The sequence below is a fragment of the Gottfriedia luciferensis genome (assembly GCF_001712755.1).
GTDB classification, from domain to species: Bacteria; Bacillota; Bacilli; order Bacillales; family Bacillaceae_G; genus Gottfriedia; species Gottfriedia luciferensis_B.
This window is the reverse complement of record NZ_MDKC01000013.1, coordinates 42,541-60,364: the sequence shown is the minus strand read 5'-3', so window position 1 is coordinate 60,364 and position 17,824 is coordinate 42,541. Positions and strand designations below refer to the sequence as shown.

Here is a 17,824-nt window from a genome sequence, read left to right as displayed (position 1 = left end):
AGCGGTGATGGCCAGTCTGAAGTGTCTACTTCAACTCTACTGTATAAGTAAATTTATCCCCTCTTGCAATAGAAATTGTATACTCAATTACTTTGCTCTGATCATAAGTTACTCGTTTAAGCATTAGACATGGTGCACCTTCGATAATGTTTAGCATTTCTGACTCCACTTTATTTGCACTAACAGCCATAAAGCTTTCTAAAGCTCTAGAAATATTCACATTATATTGAGTTCTGAAGATTTCATACATTGGTGTATTTTGCAATTCTTCACTTGAAAGATTTTTAAAATCCTTTACAGGTACATAAGAGGTTTCATATAACATCGGTTCTTGATCTGCAAGTCTTAACCGAACAATCTTAAATACCTCTTCTTCTACCGATAGATCCATGACCTTTGCTACTTTACTGTCACAATTTATTTTTTCAAAAGAAACGACTGTTGTCGTTGGGATTTTCCCTGCTTTTTTCATTTCTTCTGTAAAACTATAAAATTTTACAAGACTTTGGTTATACGTTCTTTCTGAAACGTATGTCCCCTTGCCATGAACTTTATAAATATAGCCTTGTTTTTCAAGTTCTTGCATCGTCTGCCTTACCGTTGTTCGGCTAACTTGATACGTATCACATAATTCTCGTTCAGATGGTAGCTGATCGTTTTCAGCTAGTTCGCCTGATTCAATTTTTTCTAATAAAATATCCATTAATTGATAATAAAGAGGAAGTCGGGAATCCTTTTCTACCATGATTAGCTCCTTTAGTGGTATCTTTGTCATAACCAGTTAAATATACATCTATTATACATAATATTGAAAAAGATACCACACTATGTCGCAATAGAAATTTCTACAAAACTCTCTCTTCTGTCATTCTTAATTTTTTTTCATAGTCATCTAGTGAAACCATCGTTCCTGACACTCTTGATTCTTCTGCAGCATAAGCGATCATATGACTTTTAGCTGATACGATAGCTGATGTTAAGCTGCCTTTGTCCTTCTTAGTAACACGTTGAATGAAATCAGCCATAATACTTGTATCGGCTCCCATATGGCCACCATCTACAGTTGATGGCTTAATTAATTCCTTCTTACCTGAAAAATAATTAACTTCAATTTCGTTTTTAGCATCATTTCCTATTATTTCGCCTTTTGTTCCCATAATTTTAAAGTTACGGAATGTTTCATTTGTAAATGCCGTCATAGTAAATGCAACTGTTACGTCATTTTCAAATAATAAATTAACTACTTGATGGTCAACAACATCATTGTCACAGTGATATACGCAACGTCCATATGGTCCCTCTTGAATTGCCTTAAGTCTACTATCAAGACTTGAACTTGCTGAAATAACATTTGCTGGCCAAACATCACGGTCATGTAAATACCATTTAGCTGCTGAATAAGGACATTCCTTTTCTACCTTACAACCATCCAAACAGCGATGAGTTGAGCCTTCTGGTGCGTTTTCTTTTTTAAAGTAAGTTAAACTCCCATATGAAGATACACTCTTGCATTCTGTACCAACCAGCCATGCAAGCATATCCATATCGTGGCAACTTTTTTGTAAGAGCATTGAGCTAGATTCAGACGAATTACGCCAGTTTCCACGTACAAAACTATGAGCTTGATGAAAGTAACCTACATTCTCATTCCACTGGATTGATATGATATCGCCAATTACTTTTCGATCAACAACTTCTTTTAGTGCTTGATAAAATGGCGCATATCTCATAACATGACAAACTGTTAATAATGTATTATGCCTTTCTGCCGCTTCAGCTATTTCTAACGTCTCAATTGGTTCCGGTGACATCGGTTTTTCTAATAAAATACTATATCCTTTTTCAATTGCCTTCATAACTGGCTTATAATGATTACGATCTGGACTACAAATTAATAATGCCTCACATAGCTGTTCTTTTTCTAATAACTCAGTCCAGTCTTCAAATCTCATATTTTCAGGGATATTGTGAGCTTCCGCAAACTTTTCTCTTTTTTCTTTATTTGGCTCAGCTACAGCAATGAATTGTATTTCATGTGGATACTGTAAAGCATATGAACCGTATGCGTAAAATCCTCTACTTCCCGCTCCTATTAATGCCGCTTTCATAATTAGTTTCCTCCAAGCTTTGTAAGATTTTTATTTACTTCCCGTAACTGCAATTCCTTCAATAAATTGTTTTTGTAAAATCATAAATAAAATAAGCATTGGTAAAATGGCTAAAAATGACCCTGCCATTAAAACTGGATAATTGGTTAAGTATTGTCCTTGTAGTGAAGACAAACCTACAGATAACGTCATTGATTCTGGTGAGCTGTTAACAATCATTGGCCACATTAATTCATTCCAGCTCCATAGCGTTGTAAATATACCTAAAGCAACTAAACCTGGCTTAGCTAATGGAAGCATGATTTTCCAATAAATTTGGAAATGATTACAGCCATCTAATCTAGCAGCTTCTTCTAATTCCTTTGGTAACCCCATAAAAAATTGTCTTAACAGGAATGTACCAAATGCGCTAAATAAACCTGGAACGACTACCGCTTGTAAAGTGTTTAACCAGCCTAATTTCACCATGAGCATATATTGTGGCAATAAAAAGACTTGCCCAGGTACCATTAAAACAGATAATGCGATTAAAAAAAGAATGTTTCTTCCTGGAAATTCAATTCTTGCAAAAGCGTACGCAGCTAAAGAACATAGTAATAATTGTCCGATTGTGCGAATTACTGTAATGATTAGCGTATTAAACATGAATTTAAAGAATGGTAGTAAATCAAAAACATCTTTATAATTCACCCACTGGAAATGCTTTGGAACAATAACAGGTGGAACATGAATCGACTCAGCATAAGTTTTTAATGAAGTTAGTAACATCCATATAAAAGGGAAGACCATCGCCAAGGCGCCGACAATTAGGATTAAATGAATTAAGATTGTTTTACTTGTAATCTGGTATCTTGCTTTCTCCAATGGTTACTCCTCCTTCAATCATAATGAACCCATTTCTTTTGTAAAACCATTTGAATCGCTGTAATGATCAAAATAATGATTAATAGTAAAACGGCAATTGCAGCAGCATAACCTTTATCATTTAACACGAATGCATGCTGATAAAATAAGTACACAATTGATTGAGTATTTTCGAGTGCTGTACTGCTTTTCCCAATCATCATAAAAATTAAATCAAACACTTGGAACGCCCCAATAAAGGACATGATTGTTACGAAGAATATAACCGGGGAAAGTAACGGTAGTGTTATTTTAAAGAAGACCTTGACTGGCCCTGCACCATCTATCTCCGCTGCTTCGTAATATGATCTTGGAATCCCTTGTAGTCCTGAAAGAAAAATAACCATGTTGTAACCAAGTCCACTCCAAATTGCTACTACTATAATTGAATACAGTGCAATTTTTGGATCACTTACCCATTGTGGACCTTTTATGCCAAAGATGGATAAAAGATAATTTAGGAGCCCATAATCAGAATTATATAACCATCTCCAAACCATAGCGATTGCTGCTGGCATGGTAATAACAGGTAAAAAATATAAGGTTCGATAAACAGATTTACCCTTAATTTTTTGGTTTAAAAGTACTGCTATAAGAATTGATAAAAATATACCAATCGGAACCGTAAAAACGATATAAATGCCTGTGTTTTTAAACGACTGTAGTAGGTTAGAGTCTTCTAACATTCGTCTATAATTGTCTAATCCTGTCCATTCATATTGCCCAAATGCTCCCCATTCTGTAAAACTGAAGTAAATCGTTTGAATGATTGGCCACAAATAGAAAATCGTTAAACCAATCATTGTTGGAGCAATCATACAATACGCCCAAAAATAATCTGATCGTTTTTTCGTCTTTGATAAGCTTGGTATTTTTAGTTTACTTTTTGATTTCACTTCAACTTGTAGGGGCATTTCTTTCACTGTATTCACTCCTTTTAAGGGAAATAAAGAGAAGAAGTAATTTTAGGCTTTATAAATCTTCTTCTCTTCATTTTTTTAGTTCTTTGCTAGTGCCTCGTCTGCCTTTTTCGTTAATTCTTTTGCAGCATCTTCAACACTTTCTTCATTGCTCCATGCCTTTTTCAAGATATCAGTTTCATACTGCCAGATTTCGCCCGTATTTTTTACACTTGGTAACGGAACTGAATAATCAACTCCATCAATAAAGGCTTGAAGATTTAAATTTGGAACAGCTTTTAGCCAAGCATCTTGTGTACCATTATAAGCAGGGATTACTGTACCAGTTTTCGCATATACTTCTGCTGCTTCTTTAGAACCTAGGAATTGAACAAACTTCCAAGCAGCATCTTTATGTTTTGTGTTTGCCGCAATAACGTTTGCTAATCCATGAATGGCAACTGCACGCTGTTTTCCTTTAGGTACGACAGCTACATTTAAATCTGGATTTTTCTTATATTCCGGAACCATCCAAGGTCCATCAAACATCATTGCAATTTTTCCAGAAGAGAATAACTCTGATGGTGCTGTTTCCGTCATTTGAGCTTGTGTTGGAGACAGACCCTCTTTTATAAAACTAATGTTATATTTAAGTGCTTCAATTGCCTCAGGTTGATCAAATCCGACTGATTTGCCATCATCGGAAATAATATGACCACCATTTTGCCAAATGAAATCATAATATCCGCCTTGGTTACCCATTAAAGCCGCAAAGCCGTAAACTCCCTTATCTTTATTTGTAAGCTTCTTAGCAACCTCTTTTAACTTATTCCAATCCCAAGTATTATCTGGGTATGGTATACCTGCTTCATCAAAAATCTTTTTGTTATACCAAAGTCCAGTTGTATCAAAGTCTTTTGGAATACCATAAAGCTTTCCATCTACTGTATAAAGATCGACTAATGACTTAGGATAATTGTCTAGACTGTAGTTGTCCTTTGATGCTAAGTCACTAAGTGGGACAATTACTTTGCCTTCCGCATATTGGACTATATGTGGACCATTCATCCATAAAACGTCCGGTAATGCTCCTCCTGTTGCAGCAGTTTCTAACTTTTGGAAATACTGTGCATATGGAGTAAGCTCAGTTTTCACTTTAATATTAGGGTACTTTTCATTAAATAATTTTATAATTTCATCAACTGCGGGAACTTGCTTCTTATCCCAAAAACCGTAAGTAATTTCAACCTTTCCATCTTTTGCATCCCCCGATGTGTCACTGCTACCACAACCAGCTAATCCTAGTAAGCCTAAAGCCAAAGTTAGTAGCAAAACAAGCCACTTTTTCATCCTATTCCCCTTCTTTCTCTTAAAAGTTTAAAGCCTTTTAATCTAGTAGTTGCTCTAAAAGACATGATTTGGAATATTGTGCTCCATGAATACGTTGTCATGATGTTATTACCAGTTGATTTGAAAAGGCTTACAAAAAAATGTTTAATTTCTAATAGAACATTCACCCCCTGTTATAACTTTCATAAATTCACTTTAGTAATGATGTCATTACCAGTTGTATGTAGTATAACACCTCTTTTTTAAATCATGAACACTTTTTTTCAATTTTTCAAAAAATTTAAATCGACAGGATTCATCATTATCTTCGTCATTTAGCCCTATTCTCCTATAGCCTATCACAACAAAAAGAACCTCCAATCTACTATTAATTGAAGGTTCTTAACTTAACTTAATTATGCTATTTAATTTAAAAAAATTAATTATAAGCTAGCTCTTTTTCGTTTAATCCAAGCGTTTTTGAAGTGGAAGATTGGATTTCATCTAAAAGTTCTGGATGATCTTCTAGAGATAATCCAAATGATGGGATCATTTCTCTAATTTTTGGAGCCCATTCCATCATATGCCCAGGGAAGCATTTTTCTAATACTTCAAGCATTACGTGAACAGCAGTCGAAGCACCTGGAGATGCTCCAAGTAATGCCGCAATCGAACCATCAGCCGCACTAACTACTTCTGTACCGAATTGAAGTGTCCCTTTTCCAGCTGGCGTGTCTTTAATAACTTGTACACGTTGACCAGCAACTACGATATCCCAATCCTCACTCTTAGCATTTGGAATAAATTCACGTAATTCTTCCATACGTTTTTCATTCGATAATAAGACTTGTTGAATTAAATATTTAGTTAATGACATCTCTTTTACGCCTGCCGCTAACATCGTCATAACGTTATTTGGTTTAACAGAGCTAATCAGATCCATATTTGAACCTGTTTTTAAGAACTTTGGTGAAAAGCCTGCAAATGGTCCAAATAATAACGACTTTTGGTTATCGATATATCTTGTATCAAGATGTGGAACAGACATTGGTGGTGCACCAACTTTAGCTTTTCCGTATACTTTTGCATGGTGTTGCTTGGCAACCTCTGGATTTTTACATACTAAGAATAGTCCACTTACAGGGAACCCTCCAATATGTTTTGACTCAGGGATACCAGTTTTTTGCAGTAAAGGTAGACTAGCTCCTCCACTACCGATAAATACGAATTTTGCAATATGGGAATCGATATTACCTGTGCTCATATTATACACTTTTACTTCCCACGAGCCGTCACTAGTGCGCTTAATATCTTCTACAGCATGTCTATAGTTTATCTCTACATTCTTACTCTCTAAGTGCTCAAACATCATACGCGTTAAAGCACCAAAGTTTACGTCCGTTCCTGAGTCTATTTTTGTTGCCGCTATTGGTTCATTAGATGTGCGTCCCTCCATGATTAGCGGGATCCATTCCTTCAACTTTTGAGCGTCTTCTGAGTATTCCATCCCTTTGAATAGAGGATTTTTAGAAAGCGCTTCAAATCGTTTACTCAAAAATTCCACATTTTCTTTACCTTGCACTAAACTCATATGAGGAATCGGCATGATAAAGTCTTGTGGATTACCAATCAAGTTATTGTTTACAAGATATGACCAAAATTGTCTTGAAAGTTGAAACTGTTCGTTAATTTTTATCGCCTTGCTAATATCAATCGATCCATCAGCTTTTTCTGATGTATAGTTAAGCTCACATAACGCAGCATGTCCCGTACCTGCATTATTCCACTCATTAGAGCTTTCTTCTCCTGCTTTTTCTAATTTCTCAAATACTTTAATTTCCATTTCCGGTGCTAACTCTTTTAGTAATGACCCCAAAGTCGCACTCATGACTCCGGCACCAATTAAGATAATGTCTGTTCTAGTTTGTCTGTTGCTCATAATAACCTTCCTTTTCCCCTTTATTTGCAAAAAAGTAGGTTTTCCTGCTTAGGTGTCACAAAAAGCAAGGCACCACCTAGGAACACACCTTTTCTGTCTCAATTATATCTTATTAATAGTATAACACATTTAAACTACATTTTAATAATAGTATATCACTATTTAATTATATCCAATTAATAGTATATTTCTATTATTAACTGCCCTAAAAAAATTTTTTCTTTATCTGATAATTATAAACTATTTAAACAATGTAAAAAAGTTAAAAATCTATCATTAAGGTCCTTATTTTAGAAAAATAAAATTTTGACTCACGATTAGTTAGTAAACCCTACCTCTATATAGTAAGCGCTTATTTTAAGTTTGTCTCCTGTACAATATAAAATAACCGAAGGAAAGATTTGCTTATTATTTTAAAATTATTTAATTGAACCAAATTATGGTCTAAATTTACTCGGATTTAAATGATTTAATACAAAAAAGAGACTGTCGAGAAGATCCCGACAGCCTAGTGCGACTCAAAATGAGCCTTTAATTTCTCGTTCGAAAAAATATATTTTCTATTTATATAACAAACCTATTTTTTGAACGTCTTACTTTCTCTGTCAATTCTGCTGATTCATTACTTTCCGCTGTTACCTTTGTGTTTAAACGTAACACTGATTGTATGATTCTTTGTTATATTCGTAAACGTGTACGTATTATTTGTTAGCTTAGTTTCTACTCCGTCTACTTTAAACGATTCAACCTCATAATTACCCTTATCAGGCGTAATTTTGTATGTTTGATTTGCTCCTTCATCTACTGAAAGTATACCACTTGGGCTAATCGTTCCATTGCCTTCAGCTGATGCTACGATTGTGTAAATGATCTTCTTGAACGTAACGTTAATCATGTGATCCTTCGATACATTTGTAAACGTATACGAATTACCAGTAAGATTTGTATTTACACCATCAACAGTAAATGTAGCAACCTCATACCCTTTATTCGGTGTAATCGTAAATGTTTGATCTTTTCCATGATTTACAGAAACATTACCGTTTGGACTGATTGTTCCATTGCTTCCAGCTGCTGCTGTGATTGTGTGTACGATTTGTTTAAATGTTACATTAATCGTATGATCTTTTGTTACGTTCGTAAACGTGTATGAGTTGTTTGTTAACTTTGTATCCTCACCGTCTACTTTAAACGTTGAAACTTCATAACCCTCGTAAGGCGTGATATTAAATGTTTGGTTCGTTCCATAATTCGTAGCAATTCTACCGTTCGGACTAATCGTTCCATTGCTTCCAGCTGAAGCCGTGATGATGTGAACGATTTGTTTGAATGTTACATTGATCGAATGATTTTTTGTTACGTTTGTGAAAGTGTACTCGCCGTTTGTTACTGTTACTTCTTGTCCATCAACTTTAACGCTTCCAATCTCAAAACCTGTATTCGGTGTGATTTTGAACGTTTGATTTGATCCATGTTTCACTGAAGTAAAGCCATCCGGATCAATTTTACCGTTGCTGTCCGCTGTTGCCGAAATCAAATGTGATAAATCATCACTTATGATAATCGTAAATGAAGTATCGATATAACCAGGTGCAGAAATTGTAAAATTATAATCTCCTAGGTCTTTAAATAAAGAGCGATCAACAAATGTTACTTCCTTAGCTGTTAGAGTGTACTTGCTAGAATCAACTACTTTGCCATTAAGTGAAACAACAGGTGACGCTGCAAGCCAATCTGAATCTTGATTGTAGTTAATAGTGATTGGTGTGTCTTCTTGAATATAAGCAATTTTAGAAGCAAACACTGGTGGATTGCTCTTAATTACTTGAGTTACCTTTGTATCCGGGTAGCAATAAGCTGTAAACATAATCTCTTTATTACCTGTTGTTGAGAAAGCAGTACCTGGTAGAGTAATTGTAATATTGCTCTCATCTGATGAGATTGTTGTATCCGATTTAGTTGACACTCCATCTACTGTAATATCTCCTGTAACTGCCTTTGTAGCATTTGCCCATCTCATATTTTCAGTATTATTAGGTACTGTAATAATTACTGGTTTATTAACTCCACTTGGCGTCAAACTCGGTGTTGGTGCCGTTCTTTGAACAAATGGTTGAGCGATTGTGATTGGCGTAAAGTAAGGTGATATGAACTTAACGTTCTTATTACCAGCAGCAGTAGTAGATTGTGTTGCATTTCCATCAATAGTTACTGATCCTGTACCGTTTTTTACGGATGTTGTGACATAAGGTTTTACTGATGTAATCGATGATAATTGAAGTGTGATATCACCGTTATCTATCGATTGATCTGACGTCGGTGCAAGTAAAATTGAACTTCTCCATAACGGATTATCATCCCCATTAATAGAGTAAGTAATGGTATCACCAAACTGAGGTGTTCCTGCAGTTGACGAAAGTGCAATTACAGGTGCAGTTTGTGGTGTAACAGTTGCATTTACATTAACGTCAGCATAACCCGGAGCTGAAACAACTAAACTCCTTGAAACTGCAGCTCCACCATTTGTTCTTACTAAATCATATGGAATCTTTAACGTTCCTGATGCTTCATCAATCACAGCTCTAGTTTTGATTGAATTGCCGCCAAATTTAATATCACCGCCAGCCTTCATAACAGATATCCAATCAGATGCAGCTGCACCTGGATTAAATGTCATTACAAGGTCTTTTCCAGCATAAATCGTACCTGCCGGACTTGTAAGTGTTACCCCTTGTTTGTAGAGAGGTTGATCAACAGACGTAGTTTGGTAATTTGATGCGATTATATTAATTTTTATACTACCTGGAGCAGTGATTAGCGCTTCATCAATCTTAATTGGTGTTCCAGGAGCACCTACTGTGATTTTATTAGCTTCAAAATCCGCTCTATTAATTGTAGTACCGCTAATTTGAATGGCTGTAATCGCATCTCTCCACGCTTGTGTATCGTTTGTAGCTCCAACTCCAATTGAGATTGGATTTGAATTGCTATCATTAAAATAACGATTTGCTTCAGCAGTCAACGTTGGAGAAGAGAACGCATTAATTCTTTGTGTGAATGAATACGAAGTGTAATTGTCAGCTGAGATTGTAATCTTCCAATCCGCACTACTCGACGATGGCGTCGTGAAAATACCTGCTGGGATAGTAAAGTTAAATGTTGTTGCGTTTGCTGGCGTCAATTGGTTAAAGAGTCCTGCTAATTCAGCTCCGGTATAGTTTTTAACAACATTATTGTTAGGGTCAGTTATTGTTATTGAATTAATATTTGGCTGCCAAATATCACGATAGTGCGCAGCTGTTGAGCCTGTTGTATCTGATCGAGTGTATGTCAACGCTTTTCCGATTGTTGCAACGTTGTTTGGTGATAAAAGTGAAAAGCTGTTTCCTATACCATCTAGCATTTTGAATTTTAAAGAACGATCCATATAACCTGGAGCCTTGAACACGATTGTGTGGACTCCTGCTTTTTTGAACAATGATGGATCAAATTCATATTGTCCTTTGTTAGATACTACTTTTTCAATAATCGAATTTGTTGAAACGCCATTATATGAATTCGTAGCTGCTTTTCGGTCGACTCCATCAATCAGAATTTGTCCACCAGCTCCGTCTACAGCAGTTCTCCAAGCTGTATCTTCAATTTGTGTAAGAGTAGTAGCGCCGTTTACAGGGTCTGGTGTTTTATAGCCTACAGAAAATAATTGAAACGGATTTATTTTTCCATAATATACAAAAGCGGTGCTATCACTTGTTTTAATATATGGCACTGGTTTTACAATAGTGTTAAAAGCAGTAAGATCTGAACCGCTTGGTAAAGTGCCAAATCCAGTGATTGTTATTGTTTTACTTGTAGTTAAAACGATTTTTCCTTCTAAAGTTGATGCATTTGGTGCAGTCGTATTGTATTTTCCAAAGTTTTTGATGATGTATTCAAAGTCGCTATAGTCAATTGTACCGTCGAAGTTAAAATCAGCATTTCTTGTGTAAGTTGATGGTGTACCAACAAAGCTATTGTAAGCTGCACTTTCATTCTCAATGTCTTTCATATCAATTACATCGTCACCATTTACATCACCTGCTAGCATGATTGCATTCGGAACAGAATAACTTCCTCCCGCTGCGTAATTATATTGCCCTGCAGTATTAACAGCTAATGTTCCATAGAACGTTAAATGACCTGGCATTTTCATTGTAAAGTTGTATGGTTTGTCTCCTGCTTGCATAGGAAGGTCAGTTGTGAATAAACCAGTCTGAATAATTCCTGGATTTGCACTTGAAGCGCTGGCTGTAGTATCCTGAGCTATTGACAATTTAGACGTAATACCACCTGCATTAGGATCTTCAAACTTAACCTCAACCCCCGAACCATCAGCTGTTATTGGCGTTGATCTACCGAATGAATTAGAAGTCGGATAGTTTTGGAAACCTTCCGGTCTAATACTTCCACTAATATACGCTGAGCCTTTAATGTAAAGTTTTTTATCTAGGAATGTAGGGACTCGATCCATTCCATTTTTCCCACCGTCATACGTTGTGATTTCCGGTATATTTGCAGAACCAACAAGCCATAAAGTATCGTATCCCGCATCGTTTGATACTTTGTATTTAATGTCAAGAAGAGGCATTTCTTTAGCAACACCACCACTCATTGTGTCCGTTGTATTTAATACACCTTGAGCTTGTACATCTTTCGGAAGATTGAAACTGAATATAAAATCTCCATTTACATCCGTGTCTTTTTGAATCCAAGTCTTATCAGCTGTAAGACCCTTTGTTGCTAAAAAGGCTTTGTATTCCGGACTAAAATCAATATCATTTATATCCGCAAAAGGAAGGCTATCAATATAGAACTTCGCTCCAACAAGATTTTTAGGATATTTAATAGATAATGTTGATTTAAAGTTATCTCCTTTTGAGACTAATGTTTTATCAACAAGGAAGTTAGGATCGACTCCATTTAATGTAGTTGAACCCGGCGAATCTAGTCGCGCAAATCGATTAACTACATACTCATTACCTTTTTTAACAAAATAATAAAATTGTCCTTGCGTTTCAAGATTACCTGCAAATGAATAATCTTCAGGATAAATTCTGAACTGTACACCGTAATTTTCTTTTAATGGGTCATCAGAAGTATTCACAAGGTCTTCTTTACTAATACCAAATTTAAATTGTCCATCACCACTAGGGGAAAGGAAATAGTTGACGTACGGTGCTGAGTTTGAATCACCAACCATTCCGTCAATTCTACCTAAAGACTGACTTACATTTGTATCAGTATCATAGTTAGGTGGTGCTGGGACTTGCGTTTCATGTCCAACGTTTTTCATATAATCAACATTTGAATCGTAAGCTTTTCCTGAGAACCACTTTAACGCCCCATCTGTCATAGGACCATTGGGGTCAATTTCATAAATGCCCGGTTCACTACCTTTATCCATTTGTACCGTTGGGGCGGTGTTATCAACATAAACTGTGCTGTTTTTTTCATATAACTGACCAGTAGTAGCGTCTAAAGCACGAGCTTGTATTGTATAACCACCTTCTCCAACTTGCTTTTGAGTTGATTGTTGTTGTGTAAGTTTAACTGATAAATTAGGATCATCCTTAGAAATAGGATCTTTATAAGGGTAATAATTACCATTAAGTAATAACGGTGCATAAACCAAATTACCAAGAGTAAAAGCAGATAGATTAAATGTAGCAATATATCCGATATATTTACTTCCTGTTATATCCATAATATAAAGCCTAAAACCAAATGAAGGATCTAGTGGACTTTTTACTCGAACCTCTGCCCAAGATTGAGGAACAACAGCAAATGTATTAGGATTAAAATTTTTATCGCCACTTAACGTAAAAGCTTTTCTTTGGATTCTAAAATCTAGTCCTCTACTTTGAACATTAATTGCAAGAGGCATGCGGTAAGTTTCATCAGGATTAGCTTGATTAACAAAGTTAATATATGCCTCGTAATATCCACTTGCAGCTGAAGTAGGAGCAGTAAATTTTACTGTAAGATGAATAGTTCCTCCTGCTGGAACTGTAATTGACTTTATTTCAGTCTCAGGTGATGTTGCATTACTTATGCTAATTTTAGCACCTTGCTCTACACCATCTTGTCCATCTGTCATGAACGCATCCTTAAAGAAAGCGCTCGATCCGTTGAAGGTCTTAGCAGCATTTCCGTTATTAGTAATATACAAATCGCCTGTTTTCGTAACAGAACCATCTACTGAGCGAGCAGTATAGCCAAACGAAAATGAACCTGTTGTATTTGCTATGTTAATAATATTTGAACTTGATGAATCATCAGTTGATGAGCGTGATTGAATAAAATCCTTTACCTTAAATTGCATATCAGAATGCACCGCTTGATATGGATCGGCTTTACCAGAGCCGATTTGGAATAAACTTTTTTGTGAGTCTATAGGATCAGCCGTTTGCATCAATGCTACTTTGACATCCTCAGGCTTATAGTTTGGATGAGCTGATAAAATCAATGCTGCCATACCAGCAACATGAGGAGTAGCCATTGATGTACCTGACATTGTTTGGTAATTATACGAATAATCTTTGCTATTTGGTTCCCAGATATCATAAGGAGCTGTTGAGAAAATATCTACACCTGGTGCAACAACATCAGGTTTAATTGCTAATGAACCTGTAACTGGACCGGTTGAACTAAAACTAGCAAGTGAATTCCCTGGCATTGTGAAATTTCCAGCATTCGATACAGATATTTTCTTAATCGTACCGGCCTTAAAAGCATTATAGAATTTTGTTCCATCTTTATTGCCTATTTGCAAAGTGTAAACCGTACTACCCATAGAACCAAAATAAAATGGATAAAACCCCTGATCATCAAATAGAAGATTAGAATTGTCCGATGGATTCCACAAAATCATTGCCTTAACATGTTCATTAGTCGCGTACTTCATTAGTTGGTCCATAGATGAACCACCGCGCTTGACAAGAACAACTTTATCTTTAACATCAATATTTTTATTACGAAGATCATCATACCAAGCAGGTGTGCCGTATCCAGCATCTACGATATCATACTGAGTCGATCCACTAAGCTTTGAATTCGATTCCGAAAAATCCTTTCCGATTAAACGCGTATTTGTAATCGCAAATGAATCTTCCCCTGATGCTCCATACGAATGGATGTCAAACGTTGGAACTTGAGTAGGTGTAGCAATTGCGCCGACAGTTATTGCCTTAGCTGCTGCACCCGGAGTTCCTACTGTTCCAGCACCTGGCCCAGAATTACCAGCAGCAATAACTGCAGTTACTCCAAGGTCAGAAATATTGTTAATTGCAACAGCATTAGGTGACAATGAATCATTATAAGCTGCACCAAGTGATAAGTTAATTACCTTACACCCATCCTTATATGATTGCTCAATCCCTGCGATAACTGCCTCATCTGTACCACCGTGAGGACCTAATACACGGTAAGCATATAACTGAACTTCAGGAGCAACTCCTCTAACTGCATAAGGAGAACTACTTCTTGATTGACCTGCAATTGTTCCAGCTACGTGGGTTCCGTGAGAAGTAATATAATTATGGTAATCTGTTGGAAAATTCGGGTCTTGTTGATCAGATGGAAGTGAATCATTGGCATTCTTTGCAGTTAACCAGTCAGAATATACCGTTTCCATCGGGTCATTGTCATTGTCTACAAAATCCTTACCGCCTTGATATTCTCCAGCAATATCTGGATGATTATAGTCAAGACCTGTGTCAATAACGCCGACCTTTACGCCTTTCCCTGTGATGTTTTCATTTTGTAAATCATGTATTTTTAACCAATCGAGAACTGCTGTTTCACCAGATTGTGGGCCTTCTGGACCCGGAGGTGGAACTGTTCCAGACTGCGTATTAACTGCTTTTTCTGATACGGAAGAGCTATCTGAAGTACTACTTGCTGATTGTATGTTAGATCGATTTGAACGAATAGCAGGTAATACATTTGGATTTGTTTTTTGATCAGAAACCTTTCCGTCACCTGTTACGCTCGCTGGAACATCGATTAATTGAGAAGCTGGAATTGGCGCATATTTAACATTTTGATAGACACTCTTTACGTAAGGTAATGCCAATATATCATTAAGTGAACTTTTAGGAATTTTGACAGCTAACCCGTTAAATACTTGAGTATACTCTCTTCCTATATGAATAGAGCTAGATTCGCCTGCTGCTTTCAATTTTTTAGACTCATTGCTAACGAAACTCTTAAAGTCACTGTGTGTTTGATTTACTTCTGTTTGAGCACTTTCTAACGTAACAGCCGGCGTGCTTTCTTGATTAACAGAAAGTTTTCCAGAAATTGCATTCTTCTGTTGATTTTGCATTTGAATTGGGGCTGGATCAACATTAAATTGAATAATTAAATCTAATTGATCCGAAGAATTTAATAGCTGTGGATCAAATTGAAGCTTCTCTAAATATAAATTTTGCAATTGTTGCGTTTGAGTCAAGTCAAGTTTGCTATTACTGTCAGATTGGACAGCTTTACTATCATTTGCAGTTGTTCCACCTGTCATGGCAAACGCCGGAACTGTGTATCCTAGCAGTGTGGAAGTTGCAAGAAACGTTGACATGACCATCTTTTTCATTTTTCGATGACTCATACCTTTCTCATTTCCCTTCTTTACTTTAATAGATAGAGCAAAAGCTCTATTCCCCCTTAACCATTTCTCCCCCTTTGATGACTGAATTTTAATAGTTTTTAAAATTTTATGACAAATTAATTGCCATTCTTCATTATAATTGGGGTATTATAGACAGTAAATTGGGGAAATTTAGCATAAAGTGAAGAAAGAACTTTGTCAGATTTTGTTAATAATTTGGAGTAATCTTCCTGTTGTTATTGTTTTACATAAGTATTTTATATGAATGGATTTGGGGGAATTTGTGAATTGTCATTCTACAAATTTTATAGATTTACATTTTTTGGATTAAATTAGTAATCCTTTTCAGCTTTTTCTCTTGCGATTCTATCTCTACTCGCAAGTTAAGAACATAAAAAAAGATCTCTCAATTTTTTGAGAGATCTTTCTACATTCTAATCCGATCTATTTTTTAATTTCCTGGACAAATTTCCAAGTTTGCCCTTTATTCTTTGATTGATAAAGTTCGCTACTATTCCCGTTATAATCCCCATCTGAACCTTGACCAACCAACATGCTTAAAACTCCGCCCATCATAAATGGCATACTTGGTGTGTCAAAAGGTTTTATAGCCTGTCCATTGTTCAACTTTACTTCATGAGATGTATAGTTTACTTTTTTGAAAGTTTTGCCCCCATCGTCTGTGCGGTATAAGGTTCCTTCATTACCGGATGGATTAACTGCTCCTAAAAATCCGAGTTTGTCATCCAAAAAAACGATGCCCGAAGCGCCACCAACTGTTCCGCTGTATGGGTCATTATTAATAATAGTCCATACATTTCCACCATCAGTGGTTTTGCTTAATGAATAAAATGTGCTTCCTAATGCTTTATCTGCAACATTTAGTTTATAACCAACTTCTTTCGATAGAAAAAACTGTTCCTTTGTATTAGTTTGCTCGTCTTTCTTCTCATCTGAAGTAGGTTGTTTTGGGGTAGTAGATGGTTTGCTCCATTTTGGATTACCTATTAAGTTATACCTAGCAGGTGTAATCTCTTTTTCCATCCCAGGGATAAATAAGGATACTGTATAGCCAATGATTTCATTACTTGCTGTTTCCGGACTATATTCTTTTCCATCCTTATCGATATTGATGATTCCATTTGTATTGTATCCCCAATTTCTTTTACCGTAATAGATCAATCCATACTGACTTTCATTCCATTTGCTAACTGCTTTTTTAATTGGAATCACATTAGCGGTTTCAATTAAAGGATCTAACAGTTTGTCATCATTATAATTAGGAGCGGCATAACCGTGTAAATATACGGTAATATTTTCTGACTTATTTTTATCATAAGTTATTAGAAAGCTTTCTTCTTTTCCATTGTCATTCTTCCCATAAACAAATGTATCAAAGGATGTAATTAATCCATCTGAATTAAATTTAAGGGAAAAATTATTTTCCATATATAATTTCTTGGGTAATGTATGTTTATTATTAATATCTTCAAAAATACCTTCTACGCCATATTGATAGATATTGTTATGCTCAAATTTAATTGATCTTTGATTTTTTAGTCGTTCTATATACCACGCAAGTTTACCGCCAAAATTAGTCGCACTTTTATATATGTTCGCTCCGTAAAATAATGTAATAGCAACAAACAAGACAATAGAAATAAATTTCCATACTTTTAAGTCTGATAGTTTATTCGGTTTACGCTCGCTGCCTTTTATAACTCTTATTATGGTAAATAAAATGACCAATATTAATAGGGCTATGCTTACTAATAAAATAGGTAGATTTTTATCAATACTTCCATACTTGCATATTGAAGCTAACTTTAGTCCAAAAACCCAGTATCCAATTAAGAAAATCGGATTTGTTAATAATGTTATAAGTGTTCTTTTTACTTTTCCCCTCAATCTATAAATCCCCCCTAATTGAATTTGTCGTTCTATTCATCCATTCTAAGTATACTTTGTTTTCCTGGATTTCTGCATGACTCGTGATTTACCT

At 35.7% G+C, this 17,824-nt stretch carries 8 protein-coding genes; all 8 read right to left on the bottom strand.

Annotation, left to right across the window (positions count from 1 at the left end; all coding sequences use genetic code 11):
• Nucleotides 1–25: 25 nt before the first annotated feature.
• Complete coding sequence (locus BED47_RS10595; protein ID WP_069033657.1) at nucleotides 26–745, bottom strand: GntR family transcriptional regulator; 720 nt, start codon at nucleotides 743–745, stop codon at nucleotides 26–28.
• A 100-nt stretch (nucleotides 746–845) separates the two neighbouring features.
• The gene (locus BED47_RS10590; protein ID WP_069033656.1) at nucleotides 846–2,111 is read right to left on the bottom strand and encodes a Gfo/Idh/MocA family protein; all 1,266 of its coding nucleotides are present in this window, start codon (nucleotides 2,109–2,111) and stop codon (nucleotides 846–848) included.
• Between the two features lie 27 nt (nucleotides 2,112–2,138).
• Nucleotides 2,139–2,897, bottom strand: a complete 759-nt coding sequence (locus BED47_RS10585) for a carbohydrate ABC transporter permease (RefSeq protein ID WP_084006881.1) — start codon at nucleotides 2,895–2,897, stop codon at nucleotides 2,139–2,141.
• An 89-nt stretch (nucleotides 2,898–2,986) separates the two neighbouring features.
• Nucleotides 2,987–3,925 (bottom strand): carbohydrate ABC transporter permease, encoded by a 939-nt coding sequence (locus BED47_RS10580; RefSeq protein WP_069033827.1) that lies wholly within the window; start codon nucleotides 3,923–3,925, stop codon nucleotides 2,987–2,989.
• Between the two features lie 84 nt (nucleotides 3,926–4,009).
• Nucleotides 4,010–5,260: an ABC transporter substrate-binding protein gene (locus BED47_RS10575; RefSeq protein ID WP_069033654.1), complete on the bottom strand. Its 1,251-nt coding sequence runs from the start codon at nucleotides 5,258–5,260 to the stop codon at nucleotides 4,010–4,012.
• A 418-nt stretch (nucleotides 5,261–5,678) separates the two neighbouring features.
• Nucleotides 5,679–7,178: a malate:quinone oxidoreductase gene (locus BED47_RS10570; protein WP_069033653.1), complete on the bottom strand. Its 1,500-nt coding sequence runs from the start codon at nucleotides 7,176–7,178 to the stop codon at nucleotides 5,679–5,681.
• A gap of 622 nt (nucleotides 7,179–7,800) precedes the next feature.
• Nucleotides 7,801–15,822: a S8 family serine peptidase gene (locus BED47_RS10565; RefSeq protein ID WP_069033652.1), complete on the bottom strand. Its 8,022-nt coding sequence runs from the start codon at nucleotides 15,820–15,822 to the stop codon at nucleotides 7,801–7,803.
• A gap of 444 nt (nucleotides 15,823–16,266) precedes the next feature.
• Nucleotides 16,267–17,754: a WD40/YVTN/BNR-like repeat-containing protein gene (locus tag BED47_RS10560; RefSeq protein WP_069033651.1), complete on the bottom strand. Its 1,488-nt coding sequence runs from the start codon at nucleotides 17,752–17,754 to the stop codon at nucleotides 16,267–16,269.
• Between the last annotated feature and the right edge of the window lie 70 nt (nucleotides 17,755–17,824).

Bases quoted from the DNA above. Each gene is read 5' to 3' on its own strand.
- BED47_RS10595 (WP_069033657.1), bottom strand. From the start codon at position 745: ATGGTAGAAAAGGATTCCCGACTTCCTCTTTATTATCAATTAATGGAT.
- BED47_RS10580 (WP_069033827.1), bottom strand. From the start codon at position 3,925: ATGCCCCTACAAGTTGAAGTGAAATCAAAAAGTAAACTAAAAATACCA.
- BED47_RS10575 (WP_069033654.1), bottom strand. From the start codon at position 5,260: ATGAAAAAGTGGCTTGTTTTGCTACTAACTTTGGCTTTAGGCTTACTA.
- BED47_RS10565 (WP_069033652.1), bottom strand. From the start codon at position 15,822: ATGAGTCATCGAAAAATGAAAAAGATGGTCATGTCAACGTTTCTTGCA.
- BED47_RS10570 (WP_069033653.1), bottom strand. From the start codon at position 7,178: ATGAGCAACAGACAAACTAGAACAGACATTATCTTAATTGGTGCCGGA.
- BED47_RS10585 (WP_084006881.1), bottom strand. From the start codon at position 2,897: ATGGTCTTCCCTTTTATATGGATGTTACTAACTTCATTAAAAACTTAT.